19 protein-coding genes are annotated in these 18,909 nt (G+C 71.7%); 13 read left to right on the top strand and 6 right to left on the bottom strand.

Features of this window, described 5'->3' with window-relative positions:
- Positions 1-9 precede the first annotated feature (9 nt).
- The 3 genes from ACIQWX_RS33680 to lepB are packed head-to-tail and all read left to right on the top strand — an operon-like array spanning position 10 to position 3,828.
- A complete protein-coding gene (locus ACIQWX_RS33680; RefSeq protein ID WP_400879904.1) occupies positions 10-342 on the top strand; it encodes a YnfA family protein in 333 nt (110 codons plus the stop codon).
- A gap of 58 nt (positions 343-400) precedes the next feature.
- Positions 401-3,067 carry a hypothetical protein gene (locus ACIQWX_RS33675; protein WP_400879901.1) on the top strand — a complete coding sequence of 889 codons (2,667 nt, stop codon included), beginning with the start codon at positions 401-403 and terminating at the stop codon, positions 3,065-3,067.
- Positions 3,064-3,828, top strand: a complete 765-nt coding sequence (gene lepB / locus ACIQWX_RS33670) for a signal peptidase I (protein WP_400879898.1) — start codon at positions 3,064-3,066, stop codon at positions 3,826-3,828. Before ACIQWX_RS33675 ends, lepB begins: the two co-directional genes overlap by 4 nt.
- Here the strand turns inward: lepB and ACIQWX_RS33665 are convergent.
- On the bottom strand, positions 3,752-5,677 hold the full coding sequence (locus ACIQWX_RS33665; RefSeq protein WP_400879895.1) for an ABC1 kinase family protein: 1,926 nt from the start codon (positions 5,675-5,677) through the stop codon (positions 3,752-3,754). The genes lepB and ACIQWX_RS33665 overlap by 77 nt on opposite strands.
- A 168-nt stretch (positions 5,678-5,845) precedes the next feature.
- On the opposite strand from ACIQWX_RS33665, the gene ACIQWX_RS33660 reads away from it, so the two are divergent.
- The 4 genes from ACIQWX_RS33660 (at position 5,846) to ACIQWX_RS33645 (ending at position 9,155) form a co-directional block, all read left to right on the top strand.
- Positions 5,846-6,376 carry a snapalysin family zinc-dependent metalloprotease gene (locus ACIQWX_RS33660; RefSeq protein WP_400879892.1) on the top strand — a complete coding sequence of 177 codons (531 nt, stop codon included), beginning with the start codon at positions 5,846-5,848 and terminating at the stop codon, positions 6,374-6,376.
- Between the two features lie 190 nt (positions 6,377-6,566).
- Entirely contained in the window at positions 6,567-7,787 is a 1,221-nt protein-coding gene (locus tag ACIQWX_RS33655) for a sensor histidine kinase (protein WP_400879889.1), read from the top strand.
- Positions 7,775-8,425: a response regulator gene (locus tag ACIQWX_RS33650; protein WP_400879886.1), complete on the top strand. Its 651-nt coding sequence runs from the start codon at positions 7,775-7,777 to the stop codon at positions 8,423-8,425. Before ACIQWX_RS33655 ends, ACIQWX_RS33650 begins: the two co-directional genes overlap by 13 nt.
- A 19-nt stretch (positions 8,426-8,444) precedes the next feature.
- Entirely contained in the window at positions 8,445-9,155 is a 711-nt protein-coding gene (locus tag ACIQWX_RS33645) for a class I SAM-dependent methyltransferase (RefSeq protein ID WP_400879883.1), read from the top strand.
- 2 nt (positions 9,156-9,157) lie between these two features.
- Here the strand turns inward: ACIQWX_RS33645 and ACIQWX_RS33640 are convergent, their stop codons facing one another.
- The 3 genes from ACIQWX_RS33640 to cysD form a co-directional block, all read right to left on the bottom strand.
- Positions 9,158-9,742: a hypothetical protein gene (locus ACIQWX_RS33640; protein WP_400879880.1), complete on the bottom strand. Its 585-nt coding sequence runs from the start codon at positions 9,740-9,742 to the stop codon at positions 9,158-9,160.
- Between the two features lie 87 nt (positions 9,743-9,829).
- A complete protein-coding gene (cysC, locus tag ACIQWX_RS33635) occupies positions 9,830-11,650 on the bottom strand; it encodes an adenylyl-sulfate kinase (RefSeq protein WP_400879878.1) in 1,821 nt (606 codons plus the stop codon).
- The gene (gene cysD / locus ACIQWX_RS33630) at positions 11,650-12,579 is read right to left on the bottom strand and encodes a sulfate adenylyltransferase subunit CysD (RefSeq protein WP_400881414.1); all 930 of its coding nucleotides are present in this window, start codon (positions 12,577-12,579) and stop codon (positions 11,650-11,652) included. Before cysD ends, cysC begins: the two co-directional genes overlap by 1 nt.
- A gap of 39 nt (positions 12,580-12,618) precedes the next feature.
- Between cysD and ACIQWX_RS33625 the strand changes: the two genes are divergently transcribed.
- From ACIQWX_RS33625 to ACIQWX_RS33610, 4 genes are read left to right on the top strand one after another with little or no spacing between them, the layout of a single operon-like run.
- The gene (locus ACIQWX_RS33625) at positions 12,619-13,098 is read left to right on the top strand and encodes a nuclear transport factor 2 family protein (protein ID WP_400879876.1); all 480 of its coding nucleotides are present in this window, start codon (positions 12,619-12,621) and stop codon (positions 13,096-13,098) included.
- A complete protein-coding gene (locus ACIQWX_RS33620; RefSeq protein WP_400879873.1) occupies positions 13,095-14,285 on the top strand; it encodes a hypothetical protein in 1,191 nt (396 codons plus the stop codon). Before ACIQWX_RS33625 ends, ACIQWX_RS33620 begins: the two co-directional genes overlap by 4 nt.
- Positions 14,286-14,287: 2 nt before the next feature.
- Positions 14,288-15,070 carry an SDR family oxidoreductase gene (locus ACIQWX_RS33615; RefSeq protein WP_400881412.1) on the top strand — a complete coding sequence of 261 codons (783 nt, stop codon included), beginning with the start codon at positions 14,288-14,290 and terminating at the stop codon, positions 15,068-15,070.
- Between the two features lie 8 nt (positions 15,071-15,078).
- The gene (locus tag ACIQWX_RS33610; RefSeq protein WP_400879870.1) at positions 15,079-16,221 is read left to right on the top strand and encodes a sulfotransferase family protein; all 1,143 of its coding nucleotides are present in this window, start codon (positions 15,079-15,081) and stop codon (positions 16,219-16,221) included.
- Here ACIQWX_RS33610 and ACIQWX_RS33605 read toward each other — a convergent pair.
- Positions 16,215-16,601 (bottom strand): nuclear transport factor 2 family protein, encoded by a 387-nt coding sequence (locus ACIQWX_RS33605; RefSeq protein ID WP_400879867.1) that lies wholly within the window; start codon positions 16,599-16,601, stop codon positions 16,215-16,217. The two genes, ACIQWX_RS33610 and ACIQWX_RS33605, sit on opposite strands and share 7 nt — an antisense overlap.
- Positions 16,602-16,610: 9 nt before the next feature.
- Complete coding sequence (locus ACIQWX_RS33600) at positions 16,611-17,780, bottom strand: glycosyltransferase (RefSeq protein ID WP_400879864.1); 1,170 nt, start codon at positions 17,778-17,780, stop codon at positions 16,611-16,613.
- Positions 17,781-17,821: 41 nt separating this feature from the next.
- On the opposite strand from ACIQWX_RS33600, the gene ACIQWX_RS33595 reads away from it, so the two are divergent.
- Together ACIQWX_RS33595 and ACIQWX_RS33590 are read left to right on the top strand one after the other, a co-directional pair.
- Positions 17,822-18,421 carry a TetR/AcrR family transcriptional regulator gene (locus tag ACIQWX_RS33595; RefSeq protein ID WP_400879862.1) on the top strand — a complete coding sequence of 200 codons (600 nt, stop codon included), beginning with the start codon at positions 17,822-17,824 and terminating at the stop codon, positions 18,419-18,421.
- A gap of 125 nt (positions 18,422-18,546) precedes the next feature.
- Positions 18,547-18,909 (top strand): leucine zipper domain-containing protein (locus tag ACIQWX_RS33590; RefSeq protein WP_400879860.1); only part of this gene is annotated, 363 nt, incomplete at its 3' end.

Raw genomic sequence — 18,909 nt, 5'->3', positions numbered from 1 at the left:
TATCCCGGGGTGGTCCTGCGCTCGATCGTCCTGTTCCTCGCCGCGGCGGTCTGCGAAATCGGCGGCGCCTGGCTGGTCTGGCAGGGCGTCCGCGAACACCGCGGCTGGCTGTGGATCGGCGGCGGGATCCTGGCCCTCGGCGTGTACGGCTTCGTGGCGACGCTCCAGCCGGACGCCCACTTCGGCCGCATCCTCGCCGCGTACGGCGGCGTGTTCGTCGCCGGCTCGCTGGCGTGGGGGATGGTCGCGGACGGTTACCGCCCGGACCGCTACGACGTCCTCGGCGCGCTGCTGTGCCTCGCGGGCGTCGCGGTGATCATGTACGGGCCGCGCACCGGCTGAGCTGTAACGTTCCCCGGCCCCCGTCGATAGACCGGTGCAATCGTCATGGGGGGAACGTATGCGCAGATTTGTCCTGCTTCCGGCTGTCCTCGTCGCCGGGTCCATCTCCGTCCTCACCGCTCCGGCGGCTTCGGCCGCGGACGGGTTCGTGCCGTCCGCCGCTGTCGCGCGGGCGTCCTGGGGGTACGTCGAAGCGTCGACGCCCACGACCGCCCACCCGGGCGGCGCCGAGCCCGCCCCGGTCGGGACCACCCCGCGCGGCGCGAAGGCCGCCCGGTCGTTCTTCACCTTCGACGTCGCCCGGTTCAAGGGAACGCACGTCGTGTCGGCCGTGGTCGCGGCCGAGGAAACCCGCGCGGCCGACTGCGCGCACCGGTCGCTCGAACTGTGGCGCACCGCGCCGTTCACTTCGCGCTCGTCGTGGCTGAAGCCGCCCGCGGAGCTGGAACGCCTGGCCACCGCGGGAAAGCCGGCTTCGGGCTGCGCCGTCGCGGACGCCCGGTTCGACGTCACCGCGGCGCTGACCGCGGCGGCCGGGCGGGGTGACACCCAGCTGACGCTCGAGCTACGCGTCCCGGCCGGGCAGGAGTTCGACCCGCGCTACGCCCGCGACTTCGCCGACGGGGTGGCCCTGCAGGTCGGCTACAACGGTGCGCCCGCCGCCCCGACGGCCCTCGAGAACAACGACGTCGCCTGCACCCCCGACTCGCCGGGCCGCTACCTCAACCCGAACTACCGCGACTTCACCCCGTCCGTCGTCATGTCCGGTCACTTCACCGATCCCGACGAGGGCGACGAGCTGACCGCGCGTTACGAGCTGTGGCCGGTGGACCAGCCGGCCGCGAAACGGCAGCTGGACGCCCCGGTCTACTCCGGCGGTTCGGGCTCGGTGCTGGTGAAGAGCGAGGAACTCACCGAGGGCACGACCTACGCCTGGCACGCCAGGGGCGACGACGGCACGGACGTCTCGCCGTGGAGCACCACCTGCTACTTCACCGTCGACCGCGTCGTGCCGAACGCGCCGACCGTCACCTCCGACGTCTACCGCACGGACGTGCCCGGCGCGCAGGGTGACGTCGGCCTGCCGGGGCACTTCACCTTCGACACAGGAGGGTCCGCCGACGTCGTCGGCTACGAGTACGCGATCTCGACCGGCGGCTGGATGGACCCGAAGACGGTCGCGCCGGAACACCCGGGCGGTCCCGTGACGGTCACCTGGGCCCCTTCGGATTCGGGCTGGAACTACCTCTACGCCTACGCGATCGACCGCGCGGGCAACCGCTCGCAGTCGCTGTCGACCGGCTTCTACGTCAACGAGTCGCGGCCCGACATCTGGTCGGTGCAGTACCCGCAGGGGTGGACCAACCTCGACGGCGGCGTCGGGATCCCGGGTGTCTTCAACTTTTCCCCGATGACGCTGGAGGACGTCGTCGAGTACCAGTACCGGCTCGACGACGGCCCGACCCTGACCGTGCCCGCGGGTGACGACCACAAGGGTGCCGCGACCATCACCCCCCAGAGCGGCGGGTTCCACGACGTGTACGTGCGGGCCAAGACCGCGTCGGGCTACGTCGGAGCGGAGCGGGGCTACCACTTCCAGGTCGACGACATGCCGACGGTGACCGGCGCGGACGGCCTGCTCCTGCTCGGCGAGCCGCGGACGATGACCTTCGCGCCGCGCGCGGCCGGGGTCACCTCGTACGACTACGCGTTCGTCCTCAACGGCGGTTCGCCGACCGAGTTCCGGTCGGTGCCGGCCGGCCCGGACGGCACGGCGACCATCACCTGGACGCCCGACCGCACCGACTACATCCAGCTGCGGATCCGCAGCCACAGCGGCACGGCCGCGCCGACCCTCGAACGGTCGGTGTACCTGAGCATCGACGGCGCCGCGCCCACCGTGACGGTGACCGGGGGCGCCCACCCCGGTGAGGCCGCCCGGGCGGTGTTCAGCAGCAAGCTGACGGGGGTCGCGAAGTACCAGTACTCGATCGACTCCGACGGTCCGCACACCGTCGCGGCCGGCGCCGACGGCACCGCCACGATCACCTGGACCCCGACGACCGGTGGCTGGAAGACGGTCCAGGCCCGGGCGATCACGGCGAGCGGGATCACCACCGACCCGGGCTGGGGCTCGGTCTACGTCCACGACGAGCCGGGGATCACCTCGGCGGAGTTCCCGGAGAACGGCACCACGGCCGGGCACCCGGGCCGGTTCACCCTGGAGGCCCACCAGCCGGGCGCGGTCGAGTTCGTCTACTCGCTGGGCGGCGGCGAACTGACGTTGCCGGTCGGCCCGGACGGCCGGGCTTCCTTCGAATGGACACCGCCGGGCTACGACGACTACCGGCTCACGGCCTGGACGCGGGACGCCGCCGGGACGTCGTCGACTCGGCAGACGTACGACTTCGACGTGTTCACCCAGCCGGTCATCGCCTCTGACGACTACCCGGACGGCGAGTTCGGCGGGGGACCGGGCGTGCCGGGGACGTTCCGCTTCTCGACGGCGTCGGACTCGGCGGCGAGCTACGACTACACCTTCTCGGGCCCTTCCGGGGACGAGAGCGGCACGGTCGCGGCGGGTCCGGACGGCACGGCGACGCTGACGTGGACGCCGAGTGAGGCCGGGTACTACTCGCTGACGGTGTCGCACCGCTACCGCGACGGCGGGTACAAGACCGAGCGCTACTACTCGTTCTTCGTCAGGGAAGGCGCGTCTTCGTGACCGAGCTGTCTTTCCCGCCGGCGCCGCCCGAGCCGGCGAAACCGCGCTCGAGCCTGCGCGCGGTGCTGGTGCTGATCGCCGTCGCGGTGCTCGGTTTCGGCGCCGGTGGGTACGGCTTCGGCCGGATCATGCTGGGGTACGAGGCCTACTCGATCCCGGGTGCGAGCATGAGTCCCACGCTGAAGCCCGGCGACCGGATCGTCGTGCGCCGGGCTCCCGACGCCGAAGTGCACCGCGGGGACGTCGTCGCCATCGACTCGAGCGCGTACGCCGATCAGAGCCGCGCCGGCATCAGCGTCGTCCGCGTGGTCGGCGTGGCCGGGGACACGGTCGCCTGCTGCACCGACGAGCACCTTTCGGTCAACGGCAAGGCGATCACCGAGCCCTACATCACCCCCGGCTACGAAGGTCTCTTCGAGTTCTCCGCCAAGGTGCCCGAGGGCACGATCTTCGTCGAGGGCGACAACCGCGGCAATTCCGACGACTCGCGCTTCGGCGGCCCGGTGGCGTTGTCCGGCGTCACCGGATTCGTGGTGGCCACCGGCACGGTCGTCACCCCGCAGCCGCTGACCCCGGTCACCGCCTTCGCCGACGCGGGTTTGCCGGGAACGCCGTACTCCGACGGGACTTTGACCACCCTGCGGTGGTGGATCCTCGGCGGGCTCGCGCTGGTCGCCGTCGCCGTCACCGGGCTGATCGTGACCGCCGTCCGGAGCGCCGGAAGACGACGAAGAGCAGCCGCAGCCCCACCAGCGCGCTGATCACCAGCAGGTTGTAGCCGAACACCTGGTGCAGCGTCAGGTCGGCGACGACGCGCGGGCCGCCGTCGCCGGCCAGCAGCAGGACGGCCATCAGCCCGGTCGCCGCGCCGACGAACGCCAGCAGGACCTCGTGCACGAGCGTCGTGACGACGTCGCGGTCGCGCTCGTCGGAGAACAGCCGGACGTTGACCGACAGCCTGCCCTCCTCCAGCGCGGCGCCGATGCGGTCGACGCGGCGCGGGAGGCGGCGCAGGACGGGCAGCAGCGCCATGGCCTCGGTGAGCGCGGTGTGGCGCAGCGAGTCCGGCCGCAGCCGGGCGCCGACCTGCTCGGCGGCGAACGCGCGGGACTCGGCCAGGACGTCGAACCCGGGGTCCAGCGCGGAAAGCGTCCCCTCGACGGTGGCGAGCGCCCGGAACACCGCGGCGACCGGCGGCGGCACGCTCAGCCGGAAGTCCGCGACGACCCGGAACAGGCTGGTGAACAGGTCGAGGCCGGGGGAGCGGCCGGGCCCGAAGTGGCGGGCGACGAGGGCGCCGAGCGCGCGGTCGAGGCGCTGCTCGTCGATGTCGCCGGTGCGGTCGACGATCTCCAGCAGACCGTCGCGCAGAGCCGCCGGGTCGCCGCGGTCGAGGGCCAGCACGAGGTTCTGCAGGCCGCCGCGCAACCCGGCGTCGAGGCGGCCGACCGAGCCGAAGTCGAGCAGCCCCAGACGGCCGTCGGCGAGCAGCATGAGGTTGCCCGGGTGCGGGTCGGCGTGGAAGACGCCGCCGATCAGCACTTGGTCGAGCAGGCACCGCAAGAGGGCCCGCGCTAGCCGTTTGCGGTCGGCCGCGGGTGCCTTCTCCAGCGGCGTTCCGTCCAGTTTGGACATGACCAGAACGCGCTCGGTGGACAGTGCTTTGTGGACGGTGGGCAGTGCGACGTCCGGGCACGAAGTGGCGGCCACGGCGGCGATGTTGCGGGCTTCGATGGTGAAGTCGAGCTCCTCGGCCAGTGCGTCGGCGAACCCGTCGGCGAGGTCGGCGACCCCGAGCGAGCGTGCCCACTCGGCGCGTTCTTCCAGGGCCGCGGCGACGCGGCGGACGATGTCGATGTCGCGTTCGGCCTGTTCGCGCACGCCGGGGCGCTGCACCTTGACCACGACGTCCTCGCCGCTGCGCAGGCGGGCCCGGTAGACCTGCGCGACCGACGCGGCGGCGAGCGGTTCCGGGTCGAACTCGGCGAAGACGTCGTCGGGCGAGCCGCCGAGCTCTTCGGTGAGCACGGCCCGCACGGCGTCGGCCTTCGCGGGGGCGACCCGGTCCTGCAGCTTCGCGAGCTCGTCGACGAACACCGGCGGCAGCAGGTCCGCGCGCGTCGAGAGCAGCTGGCCGAGCTTCACGAACGTCACGCCGCCCTCTTCGAGCGCGAGCCGCAGGGAGCGGGCGAGCTTGGCGTGCCGGACGCCGGGTTCGCGGCGCCCGGCGATGGGGCGGCCGAGGCCGTGCTTGATCGCGATCCGGCTGATCCGCGAGTACCGCCGGGCGCGCCGGACCTTGGCGCGCAGCGCCCCCGGCCGGAACCCGGCGGGCAGGGCCAGCTCGGCGACGAACAGGAAGATCAGCGTCGCCAGGAAAGCGCTGCCCGCCAACGGGATCAGCAGGCCGACGGCCGCACCGCCGTTGTGCAGCAGGGAAAGCGGGAAGGCCTGCCCGATGCCGCCCGCGACGAGCCAGCCGAACGCGGCCCCGCACAGCGCGCGGACGGCGCCGACCCGCACGCCGAGCACGCGCCGCGAGGCGACCACCAGCGGCCACAGCACGAGCGCGTAGAGCGGGAGGGTCAGCAGGCCCAGCAGGATGTCCATGGGGGCGAGCAGACCACGGCGGCCCGGGTGGGCGGCTCACGCGGCGGCGGGACCGGGCTCCCTCCGGCGAGGGAGCTACTTTCGGCCGTGGCCCCGGTGTCCGTTGACTTCTAACCTGATCGCTCGAACCACGGTGAAGTGTTCTCTGAATCGGACGAAGGAGACACGATGGACGCACGCGTGATCACCCGGATCGCGGCCTTGGCCCTGGTGGCCCCGCTGGGCGTGGGCCTGGCCCCGACGGCTTCGGCGGCCGCGGTGACGACGCTCTACTACAGCTCATCGGGGGCGCCGGACTACCTCGCCCAGATCGACCGGGGCGCGGCCAACTGGAACGCCGCGGTCACGGACGTGAAGCTGGTCAAGCGCACGACGGGCGCGACGATCAAGTTCCACGAGATCCACAGCGGCGGTTCGTACACGAACACCAACGGCCACGGCCGGGGCGACATCTACCTGGACACGAGCCAGGTGGCGGAGGGGTACGACCCAACCCGCATCGCGGCGCACGAGCTGGGCCACAATCTGGGGCTGCCGGACCACTACAGCGGGCCGTGCACGGAGTTGATGTCGGGCCATGGGCCGGGGACGTCGTGCACGAACGCGAAGCCGTCGGCGGCCGAGGCGGCGAAGGTGCAGTCGTTGTGGGTGAACGGCCTGGCGGGGGCTTCGGATGCTCCGCGCAAGGTTGCTTACTAGGTCCGGTCCAGAGCGCCCCAATGTGGCCTTCGGTGCGTGAGACGCACCGAAGGCCACATTGGGTGCGTGGGACGCAACCAAGGCCGCCTTGGGGCGCTTGCGCCCGCTGCCGGCCGCGTCGCCCCGCGGGCACCCCCGCCTCCACCGCGAGAGGGAGGCGCACACCGCCGCCACCTGCGAAGATCGGCCCGTGCGCATTCTCCGCCCCCTGACGAGCAAAGCGACCTACCGCCGGTGGGTCTACCTCGTCCTCGGCGGGGCCATCAGCGTCCCCTACCTGCTCTTCTCCGCCGTCGCCGTGCCGTCCGTCCTGCCGTTCGTCACCACCGTCGACGAGGCCGTCCTCGTCGGGGGCGCGATCACCCTGCTCGTCCTCGCCGGGACCGCCTTCCTGCCCGCCGTGCACGTCCTCGAATCCACCGCCGTCCGGGAACTGCTCGACGACCCCGTTCCGGACGCGCCCGCGAAACCCCGCAGCCTGCCCGGGCGGCGGCGGGCCGCCGGCATGTTCGTGCTGCACGTCGTCGCCGGGTTCGTCGTCAGCTTCTTCAGCCTCGCCGCGCCCGTTGCCGTCGGGGTCTCGGTCAGCGCCGTCTTCACCGGGCACCTCTTCCAGACCGGTGAGGGCGACGAAGTGCGCGTCCCGACGGGCTGGGCGTCGGTGTGGCTGCCCGTCACCTTCGCCGTCGCCGCGGTGGTCCTCGTCTACGCCGTCTGGCTGGTCGGCGGCCTGCTGCGCCGGGTCGCGGCGCGGCTGCTCGGGATGAGCGCCGCCGATCGGATCGCGCAGCTGGAACGGCGGACCGGGCAGCTCGCCGAACGCAACCGCCTGGCCCGTGAACTGCACGACTCCGTCGGGCACGCGCTGAGCGTCGTCACCCTCCAGGCGGGCGCCGCCCGGCGGACGCTGCGCACCGATCCGGACTTCACCGAGCGCGCGCTCGGGGCGATCGAAGAGTCCGCGCGCACGGCCCTCGACGACCTCGACCACGTCCTCGGCCTGCTGCGCGACGAAGCGGCGGCCCGGACGCCGCAGCCGGCGCTGACCGCGCTGCCGACCCTCCTGGACACGACCCGGCTGGCCGGCACCGACGTCACCGCGTCGATCGGCGGCGACCTGGCTTCGGTGCCCGCGGTGGTGTCGCGCGAGGTGTACCGGATCCTGCAGGAATGCCTGACCAACGCCGTCCGGCACGCCGGTAGGGTCCCGGTGACGGTGACCCTCGACGTCGCCGCGCACGGGCTGGTCGCCCGGGTCGCCAACCCGCTCGGGAGCGGCACGGGGAGCGCCGGCGGCGGACGTGGCCTGCGCGGGATGACCGAGCGGGTCGCGGTGCTCGGCGGCGAGCTGTCGGCCGGGCGGGTGGACGAGCGGTGGGAGGTCGAGGTGCGGGTGCCGTGGGGGAGCTGAGCGTGCTGCTGGTCGACGACGAGCCGCTGATCCGCGCCGGGCTGCGGGCGATCGTCGAGAGCGAGCCCGGGTTGACGGTGGCCGGCGAGGCGGCCGACGGCGCCGAGGTACTGGGCCTGGTCGCGAAGCTGCGCCCGGACGTCGTCCTGATGGACGTGCGGATGCCCGCGGTGGACGGGATCCGCGCCACCACGCACCTGGTGTCCACTGTGGACTCTCCGCCGAAGGTGATCGTGGTGACGACCTTCGAGAACGACGACTACGTGTACGACGCGCTGCGGGCGGGCGCGAGCGGGTTCCTGCTCAAGCGGGCGCGGCCGGAGGAGATCGTGGCGGCGATCCGGACGGTGGCGGCGGGGGAGTCGCTGCTGTTCCCGGCGGCGATCCGGCGGCTGGCGGCGAACCGCGCCCCGTCCGGCGACGGGCTGGCGGGCGCGAACCTCACCGAACGCGAACGCGAAGTGCTGCGGCTGATGGCCGGTGGACTGTCCAATGTGGAGATCGCGGGCGAGCTGTACCTGGGGGTCCAGACGGTGAAGACCCACGTGGGCAACGTACTGGCGAAGCTCGGCGCGCGCGACCGGACCCAGGCGGTGATCCGGGCGTACGACTCGGGGTTCGTGGCGCCGGCGGGCTAGCGCGGGCAGTATGGGCCGCATGACCCCGGTTGCCGCGTACGACGAGTTCGCCGAGGCCTACACGGCCGAAAACGAAACCAGCCTGATGAACGCCTATTACGAACGGCCCGCGACCCTGGCCCTCGCCGGGGACGTGGCCGGACGGCGGGTCCTCGACGCCGGCTGTGGCTCGGGCCCGCTGTTCGCCGCGCTGCGCGAGCGGGGTGCCGTCGTGACCGGCTTCGACCAGAGCGCCGCGATGATCGAGCACGCCCGGCGGCGGCTCGGCGCCGACGCCGACCTGCGGGTCGCCGACCTCGCCGACCCGCTGCCCTTCGCCGACGGCTCCTTCGACGACGTCGTCGCGTCCCTGGTGCTGCACTACCTGCGCGACTGGGAACCGACGCTGGCGGAGTTCCGGCGGGTGCTGAAGACCGGCGGCCGGCTGATCGCGTCGGTCAACCACCCGTTCATGAACAACCTGATCCACCGCCAGACCGGGCCCCGGCCCGACTACTTCGAGTCCTACACCTGGACCGACGAGTTCGAGCTGCACGGCCAGGCCGCGCGGATGACGTTCTGGCACAAGCCGCTGCACGCGATGACCGACGCCTTCACCGCGGCCGGCTTCCGGATCTCGGTGGTCAGCGAGCCGCATCCGGTGCCGGAAGCCCGCGAGCTGTTCCCCGGCGACTTCGAGCTGCTCGACACCTTCCCGAGCTTCCTGTTCTTCGCGCTCGAAGCCGGCTAGGTCTACTGCTGGTGCGGCCCGCGCGGCGGCTGGTAGCCCGGCGGCTGCTGGACCCCTTGCGGCGGGGGAAAGCCCTGCGCCGGAGCGAATCCGGGCTGCTGCCGGAGGTCCTGCTGCGCCGGGTGGCCGTGCGGCGGGTATCCCTGCACCGGAGAACTCTGCGCCGAGAACGCCTGCGCCGGATAGGTCTGTACCGGGTGATCTTGCGCCGGGTAGCCCGGCGGCGGACCGAAGCCCGGCTGCTGTCCAGGCACGGCCTGCGCGACAGAACCGGCACCCGACCGGCGCCGGACGGCCACGACCAGCCGCCAGCCGCACGCGGCCGCGATCGCCGTGCCGATGCCGAACGTCACCCACCGGCCGCCGCCCTTGAACGTGGCCGCGTCGTCGATCGCTTCCTGGCGCTTCTCTTCGTAGGTCTCGCTGGTCGTCTGGCCGTACTGCGTCCGGTCGCAGGTCTGCCCCGGCCGCATCTCCTCGCTGCCGCACAGCACCTTGCCGCTCGGTTCCCCGGAACCGAACAGCCCCAGCGCCATGAACCCCAGGCCGAACAGCAGCCCGACCGACCACCAAACCACGCTTTTCACTGCGTTTCCCCTCTGTCCCACCGGCAGTGCACAGGCAAAATAACCCGTGATCGGCAAGAGGGTGACGAATCGGCAGGATTGGCCTATCTAGGACACGGTCCGGTCGAGGTCGTCGAGGACGGTCTGGATCGCCGCGGCCATCGCCGCCGGGTCGCCGTCACCCGGGCGAAGCACCAGATCGGGCGACGACGGACGCTCGTAAGGCGCGTCGATGCCCGTGAACCCGGTGATCTCGCCCGCCCGCGCCTTCGCGTACATCCCCTTCGGGTCCCTCGCCTCGCACACCTCCAACGGCGTGTCCACGAAGACCTCGACGAACGGCAAATCCGCGGAAATCGCCCGAGCCGACGCACGGTCGGCCGCATAAGGGCTGATCAGCGACGCGATCGCGACCACGCCGGCGTCCGCGAACAGGCGGGCCACCTCCGCCACCCGCCGCACGTTCTCGGCGCGGTCCTCGGGGCTGAACCCCAGCCCGGCGTTCAGCCCGTGGCGCAGGTTGTCGCCGTCCAGCAGGTACGCCGGGCGGCCCGCCGCCACCAGCCGGCGCTCCAGCTCCACCGCCACCGACGACTTGCCCGACGCCGACAGCCCGGTCAGCCACACCGTCGCGCCGCGGGTCGGGCGGTCCTCGCGGCGGACCGCCGCCGTGTGCCAGACCACCGGGGACACCGGAGCCCCGGTGATCACGCCCGCCGCGACCGTGTCGCCCGTGTGCTCGTCCACCAGCAGGAACCCGCCCGTCGCGCGGTTGCGGCGGTACGGGTCGAACAGCAGCGGCGAACGCGTGCGCAGCCGGATGCGGCCGATGTCGTTCAACGACAACGACTCCGCATCGGACCGGTGCAGCGTCGTCACGTCGAGGCGGTACTCCAGCTTCTCCACCGTCCCCCGCGTCTCGGTCGTCGTGTGCCGGACGGCGTAAGAAGAACCGGGCGTCAACGACGAGCGCGACGAGAACCAGCACACCATCGCGTCGACCTCGCGGGCGGACTCCGCGCGGTTGCCTGGGCGGCACAGCATCGCGCCGCGCCCGAGGTCCAGGTCGTCGGCCAGCTCGACCGCGACCGCCTGCCCGGTGAAGGCCTCCGAAAGCGGTTTCCCGCCCGGCCCCCAGACCGCGCGCACTCGGGAGGTGAACCCCGACGGCAGCGCCACGACCTCGTCGCCCGGCTTGAACACCCCGCCCGCGATCGTCCCCGCGTACCCGCGGAAATCGGACCGGCGGATCACGTACTGGACCGGGAACCGCGCGTCGATCAGGTTCCGGTCGGACGCGACGTGCACCTCCTCCAGCTGGTGCAGCAGCGAAGTTCCTTCGTACCAGGGCATGCTCGCGCTGCGGTGGACGACGTTGTCGCCGTGCAGCGCCGAGACCGGCACGAACGTCAGGTCGGCGACGTCCAGCTTCATCGCGAACCGCCGGAACTCCTCGCGGATCTCGTCGAACCGATCGCGCGACCAGCCGACGAGGTCCATCTTGTTCACGCACACCACGAGGTGCCCGATGCCGAGCAGCGACGCGAGGAACGCGTGCCGCCGCGACTGCTCCAGTACGCCCTTGCGCGCGTCGACCAGGACCAGTGCCAGGTCGGCCGTCGACGCGCCGGTCACCATGTTCCGCGTGTACTGCAGGTGCCCCGGCGTGTCCGCGATGATGAACTTCCGCTTGGGCGTGGCGAAGTAGCGGTGGGCGACGTCGATGGTGATGCCCTGTTCGCGTTCGGCGCGCAGGCCGTCGGTGAGCAGCGCGAGGTCCGGGTAGTCCTCGCCGCGGTCGCGGCTGGCGCGTTCGACGGCGGCGAGCTGGTCGGTGAAGATCGCCTTCGAGTCGAACAGCAGGCGACCGATCAACGTGGACTTGCCGTCGTCGACGCTGCCCGCCGTGGCGATCCGCAGCAGCTGCATCAGAAGTAGCCCTCCCGCTTGCGGTCTTCCATGCCTGCCTCGGAAATCCGGTCGTCGGCCCGCGTCGCGCCGCGTTCGGTGACGCGCGTGGCGGCGACCTCGGCGACCACTTCGGACGGGGTCGCCGCCGGCGATTCGACGCAGCCGGTGCAGGTCGCGTCGCCGACGGTCCGGAAGCGCACGGTCGCCTCGTACGGCGTCTCGCCGTCCACAAGGGACAGGAAGCGCGTGGCCGCCAGCAGCATCCCGTCGCGCTGGACGACCGGACGCCGGTGCGCGTAGTACAGCGGCGGCAGCGCGATCCGTTCGTCCCGGACGTACTGCCAGATGTCCAGTTCGGTCCAGTTCGACAGCGGGAAGACGCGGATGTGCTCGCCTCGCCGGTGCCGTCCGTTGTAGAGGTTCCACAGCTCGGGGCGCTGGCCGCGCGGGTCCCACTGGCCGTGCTCGTCGCGGAAGCTGAACACGCGTTCCTTGGCACGCGCCTTCTCCTCGTCGCGCCTCGCGCCGCCGAACACGGCGTCGAACCCGCCTTCGCGGATCGCCCGCAGCAGGGTGACGGTCTGCAGCCGGTTGCGGCTGGCCCCCGGCCCGGTCTCCTCGACGACGCGGCCGGCGTCGATGTCGTCCTGGACGCTCGCGACGAGCAGCCGCAGGTTCAGCGCGGCCACGGTCTCGTCGCGGAACCGCAGCACCTCGTCGAAGTTGTGGCCGGTGTCGACGTGCAGCACCGGGAAGGGCAATGGCGCCGGCCAGAACGCCTTCGCGGCGGCGTGCAGCATCACCACCGAGTCCTTGCCGCCGGAGAACAGCAGCACCGGGCGTTCGAAGGTCGCCGCGACTTCGCGGAAGACGTGCACGGCCTCCGCTTCGAGCGCGGCCAGGTGGGACAGCTCATAGGCCACGGACACCGGAAAAAAGTAGAACATGTTCTTGTCATCGGTCAAGCGGTGCGGGACCCTGTGAGGATGGACCTGGTCGTACTCGAAGAGATCAAGCGGCTGAAGTACCGGTACCTGCGCGGGGTGGACCTCAAGCTGTGGGACGAGGTGGCCGACACCTTCACCGTCGACGCCACGGCCGACTACGGGACGCACGCGGTGGGCGGTGAGGGGAAGAAGTTCGAGGGGCGCGACGCCATCCTCGAGTTCCTCACCACGAGCCTCGGCAACGGCATCATCACCGTCCACCACGCAGGTCAGCCCGAGATCGAGGTCGACGGCGACACCGCGACCGGGCGGTGGTCGTTCACCGACAAGGTCATCGTGCCCGACCACAAGGTGATCATCGAAGGCGCCGCCTTCTACGAGGACACCTACCGCCGGGAGGCCGACGGCGCCTGGCGGATGACGCACATCGGGTACGTCCGGACCTACGAGTCGATGCTCTCGTGGGCGGACAACCCCGGCTTCCGGCTGCTCGCCAACCGCTGGGCCGTCCCGGCATGATCGAGAACGAGTTCTCGTTGACCCGGCCGTTCGCCGACGCGATCGCCGAAGCCGAGAAGCTGATCGCCGAAGCGCCGCCCGCGCAGACCGAGCTGGGCCTCCTCGAGGGCTACGACTACCTCGCCGGCAGCATCCGCGCGTCGCTGCAGATGGCCTGGGCCTACCAGCGCGACTTCCCGTACTTCACCGCGTCCACCGGGCCGTACACCAAGATGGGCCTGGACAACCCGGACACGCTGTACTTCAACGCGAACATCCGCGCCGACCGCGAGTACCTCGTCACCGGCGTCCGCGGGACCACCGCCGACCTGAGCTTCCAGATCCTCAACGGCGACTACTCGCCGGTCGTGGTGCCCGACAGCCTCGCCGCGTTCGACGACCGGGCCATCGAAATCGGCGAAGACGGCCGGTTCGAGCTGCGGTTCGGCCCGGCCCGCGAGAACCCGGGGCCGAACTACTTCGTCCTCGGCGAGGGCTCGTCGATGCTCGTCGTCCGCGAGGTCCACAGCGACTGGGCGACGGAGAAGCGCGGTGAGATCCGGATCCAGTGCGTCGACACGGCGGGCCAGGCGCCGCCGGTGCCGGACCGGTCGGCGCTGGCCAAGCGCTACGGCGTCACCGGCAAGATGCTGCTGAGCCGGCTGAAGACGTTCCTGGCGTTCCCGAAGTGGTTCTACGACAACTTGCCGGTGAACACGATGACCGAGCCGCGCTCGACGCCGGGCGGCCTGACCACGCAGTTCTCCTCGGCCGGGCACTACGAGCTGGGCGACGAAGAGGCGATGGTCGTCACCGTGCCGCGGTGCGCGGACGCGCCGTACCAGGGCATCCAGCTCGGCAGCCTCTGGTACGTATCGCTCGACTACATCAACCACCAGACGAGCCTCACCGCCGACCAGGCCCGCGTCGACCCGGACGGCAGGATCCGGTTCGTGATCAGTGAGCGCGACCCCGGCGTGGCGAACTGGCTGGAGCGCACGGGCCACGACCGCGGGTACGTCCAAATCCGCTGGCAGCGGCTTGCGCGCGACCTCGGCCCGGACGACGGCCCGGTCGTCGAGGTCGTCAAGGTGGACGAACTGCCGGACCGCCTGCCGTACCACGACGAAGCACGCGTGACGCCGGCCGAATGGTCGGCGCGGATCGCGGCCCGGCAGGACGCCGTCGCCGCCCGGATGCTGGGGTGAGCGTGGCGGACCTGTTGCGGGACAAGGTGGTCGTCGTCTCCGGGATCGGCCCGGGACTCGGCCGGTCGATCGCCGTGCGCAGCGCGGAGGCGGGCGCGGACGTCGTGCTCGCCGCGCGCACCGAGTCACGGCTCACCGAGGTCGCGAAGGAGGTCACCGACCTCGGGCGCCGCGCTGTCGCCGTCCGGACCGACATCGACGACGCGGAATCCGCGCAGAACTTGGTGAACGAGGCCCTCGAAGCGTTCGGCCGGGTGGACGCGGTCGTGCACAACGCCTTCGCCGTCCCGCCGCTGACCGATTTGGCCACTGTGGACCTCGACGCCGTCCGGGCCGGGTTCGAGACGGCGGGGATCTCGGTGCTGCGGCTGACCCGGCTGTTCCTGCCCGCGCTCAAGGAGAGCAAGGGCTCGCTGGTGATGATCAACTCGGCGGTGCTGCGGCATTCGCGGCGCACGTTCGGCGCGTACAAGATGGCCAAGTCGGCGCTGCTGTCGCTTTCGCAGAGCCTCGCCAGCGAACTCGGGCCGGACGGCGTGCGCGTCAACACCGTCGCACCCGGCTACATCTGGGCGCCGAACCTCAAGTGGTACTTCAACTACCTCGCCAAAGAACGCGGCATCACGCCCGAAGAGGTCTACGCCGAGACAGCGTCCACAATAGACCTGCGCAAGCTGCCGGAGCCGGACGAGATCGCCGACGCCGTCGTGTTCCTCGCCTCGCCGATGGCGCGGGCGATCACCGGGCAGTGCCTCGACGTCAACGGCGGCGAGTACCACCACTAGGAGGGTTCATGCGTCCCGGCCGGGAAGACGTCGGCACCGTCGAGGACCTGCACGCGTCGGCCACCAAGCTCACCGGGCTCGACGACTTCGGCGACGACGAGTACGTCGAGGGCCTGCGCGTGCTGCTGGAGTCGTACGAGGCGGACGAGGACCTCACGCCGTACGGCAACAAGGTGCACCGGGCGTTCCTGCGCGGCGCGCTCGTGGCGCGGCTGCTCAGTGAAGCGGGCTGGAAGCAGCACCCGGCTTCGGCGGAGGTGGCGATCGAGCGGCCGATTTTCGTGACCGGCCTGCCCCGCACGGGCACGACCGCGCTGCACCGGCTGCTCGCCGAGGACCCCGGGCACCAGGGCCTGGAAGTCTGGCTCGCCGAGGTCCCGCAACCGCGCCCGCCGCGTGCCTCCTGGCCGGACAACCCGGTGTACCAGGGGATCCAGGCCGGCTACGAGCGCCACCACGTCGAGCACCCGGAGTTCATGGGCGTGCACCACATGTCCGCGGACCAGGTGGAGGAGTGCTGGCAGCTGCTGCGGCAGTCGATGCGGTCGATCTCCTTCGAGTGCCTGGCGCACGTGCCGCGGTACTCGCGCTGGCTCGCGAAGCAGGACTGGACGGACGCCTACGCCCGGCACCGGCGCAACCTGCAGCTCATCGGGCTGCCGGACGCGGGCAAGCGGTGGGTGCTCAAAAACCCCAGCCACCTGTTCGCGCTGGACGCGCTGATGGCGGCGTACCCGGACGCGCTGGTGATCCAGACGCACCGCGCACCGCGCACGATCATGGGTTCGATGTGCAGCCTTGCGGAGAAAGCCGCCGACGGGTGGTCGGCGAAGTTCCGCGGCGAAGTGATCGGCCGCTCCCAGCTGGACCTGTGGGCCCGCGGCGCGGAGGAGTTCCGCGCGACGCGGGCGAAGTACGACGCGGCGCAGTTCTGCGACGTGGCGTACGAGGACTTCGTCGCCGACCCGGTCGGCACGGTGTCCACTGTGTACGACCACTTCGGACTGTCCTTGACGGACGAGGCGCGCACGGCGATGACCGCGTTGCACTCGGAAAGCCGGTCCGGGGACCGGAAACCGGTGCACCGGTACCGTCTGGAGGACTTCGGGTTGACGGCCGAGGAGGTCGACGAGCGGTTCGCGGGTCACTGACCGCCGGGGATCGGCTCGGCCAAGGCCGCCCGCGAGGGTGCCGCCGGGAACGGGTCCGCGAAGTACTGCGTCTCGTGGACCACGAGCCCGTCGGCGAACTCCATGATGCTCACCGTGCGGGTCGGCACGCCGTCGTAGGTGATCACGCACTCGCTGACCCACAGGTCGCCGCGGCCCTGGATGCGGCGGATCGTGAAGTGGCGCTCGGCCGGGTGGCCGCCGCGCTGGGCCCGGATGGTCTCGCGGCCGCGGAAGCGCTCCCCGGACTGCGGGTAGTCCAGGATCGCGCCGGCGGCGTAGATCGCGTGCTCCCGCTCGACGTCTCCGTCTTCCGAAGCCGTCCAGTGCGCTTCGATGGCGGCGTGGATCTCGGCGTCCATGCCCGGACCTTACGCCGTGATCAGCTCGACCACCTCGGTCATCGACGGCGCGGCCGCCATCTCGGCGGCCAGTTCCTTCGCGCGGTCGCGGTAGCGCGGCTCGTCCAGGACGGCGCGGACGTCCCGCCGCAGCGTCTTCGGCGAGGCCGAACCCCGGGCCCGGCCGATGCCGGCGCCGGACCAGGTGACCCGGGCGGCCACCTCGCGCTTGTCCTCGCTGGCACCGACCACGACCAGCGGGACGCCGTAGCGGAGGGCGTGGTTGACGCCGCCGTACCCGCCGTTGGTGACCACCGCCGCGCAGCGCGGGAGCAGGTCGTCGTACGGCAGGAAATCGGCGACGCGGACGTTGGCGGGCAGCGGGCCGGGCCGCAGGGTGCCGCCGCACGTCGTCACGACGACCAGCACGTCTTCGCCGGCCAGCGCCTCGATCGCGGGCTCGGCGAGCCGGCTCAGGTCGTCGTTGGCCACCGTTCCCTGGGTCACGTGCACGATCGGCCGGGAGCCGTCGAGGTCGGCCCACCACGGCGGCAACGGGTGCTCGTCCGCGGCGCTGACCGTCGTCGGGCCGATGAAGTGCAGCGGCGCGTTCGGGCGCGGGTATTCGAAGCCGGGGCAGGTCATCTGCAGGACGCCGTCGCTGTGCAGGGGCCAGTCCGCGAACAGCATGCCGGGGTCCTCGCCCAGCACCGCGCGGGCTCGTCGCTGCGCCGGCCCGAGCACCCAGGGGGCCAGCACCTTCAGGACCGCGCTGTTCGGGCCGCTCGGCACCGGCGGCATGAACGGCAGGAAGCCGAGCACGAGCACGCGCGGCCGGTGCTCGCGGCGGACCAGCGCGAGGCCGGCCATGAACAGCGGATCGCACAGGACGACGTCGACGTCGAGGTCCAGGACGCTCAGCTGGGCGGGCAGCGCGTTCACGAAGTTCGCGAGGTCGAACCGGGCGAGCTGCAGCCCGCGTTTCCCGGCGCGGCCGGGGATGGAGCCGTCGAGGTCGGTTTCGTCGAAGTCGGCTTCCGGCGGCAGGACGCGCACGGTCGCGTTCCCGAAAGCCTCCCGGTAGCGCTCGCCGGTGACAACGGTGACGTCGTGACCTTCGGCGAGCAGGGCTTCGACGATCGGCTTGGTCGGGCCGACGTGACCGCGGGCGGGCTGGACGCAGACGAGTACGCGGGCCATGGTTCCCCCTTGGTTGACCGATACGCTGTACTATCCAATTGATGACGATACCCGAACGGCGCCCCTACTCGTCACCGGTGCGCTCGGCGCGAGCCCGCCAGACCCGCGCGCACGTGGTCGCGACGGCCGGCCGGCTGTTCGCCGAGCACGGCTACGCGGGCACGAGCATGCGGCGGATCGCGGCCGCGGCGGAGGTGAGCCTGGAGACGGTCACGCAGACGGGCCGCAAGGCGGACCTGCTGCTCGCCGCGTTCCGGGACGGCTTCGCGGGCAACCCGGACGCGGTGAACCTGGACCGCGTGGTCGGGCGCGGCACGCTGGAGGACCTGCCGGAGATGGTCACGCGGCTGGCATCGGGAGTGCGGGGGTCGTTGCCGATCTGGCGTGCGTTCACGACGGCCGCGATGGCCGACCCGGCCGTGGCGGCGGTCCGCGCGGAGCTGGCGGTGGTCCGCCGCGCGGAGATCAAGGAGCGGCTGGCGGAGGCGGGGGTGCCGGCGTCGGACCGGCTGGCGGACGCGATCGGGTTGCTGACGTCGCACGAGGCCTACGACCACTTGACCGGGGTGTGCGGCTGGCCGCACGAGAACTGGGTGGAGTGGACGACGTCGGCGATCCAGGCTCAGCTGGCAGGCGGCTAGCTGTGATGTCCAAGGACGTTGTTCCGCGATGAGGTGACCGGTGACGGCCTGTCGCACAGACAGGTGAAGGCCTCCGGAGGTGAAGTGGAGCTGTCTAGGAACCGCTTCACCCACCGGAGGCCTTCGTGTCCCACCCTAACGCCACCCTGACCCCACGCACCCGACTCCGGCTCGCATGCCTGATCGTCGAGCAGGGCTGGACTCCCGCCACAGCCGCGAAGATGTTCATGGTCTCGGCGAAGACTGCCCGCAAATGGGCCGACCGCTACCGCGCCGAAGGCGCAGCCGGGATGACCGACCGCAGCAGCCGTCCCCACCACAGCCCGGCTAAGACCTCACCTGCACTGGTACGGCAGATCGTGCGACTGCGGTGGCGCCACCGGCTGGGGCCGGTCCAGATCGGTGGCCGGCTCAGCCTGCCCGCTTCGACCGTGCACGTGGTACTCGTGCGCTGCCGAATCAGCCGCCTGTCCCATATCGACCGGGTC

Source organism: Amycolatopsis sp. NPDC098790, assembly GCF_044759945.1.
GTDB lineage: Bacteria > Actinomycetota > Actinomycetes > Mycobacteriales > Pseudonocardiaceae > Amycolatopsis.
The sequence above is the reverse complement of the archived record's forward strand: the minus strand, read 5'-3'. Positions and strand labels throughout refer to the sequence as shown.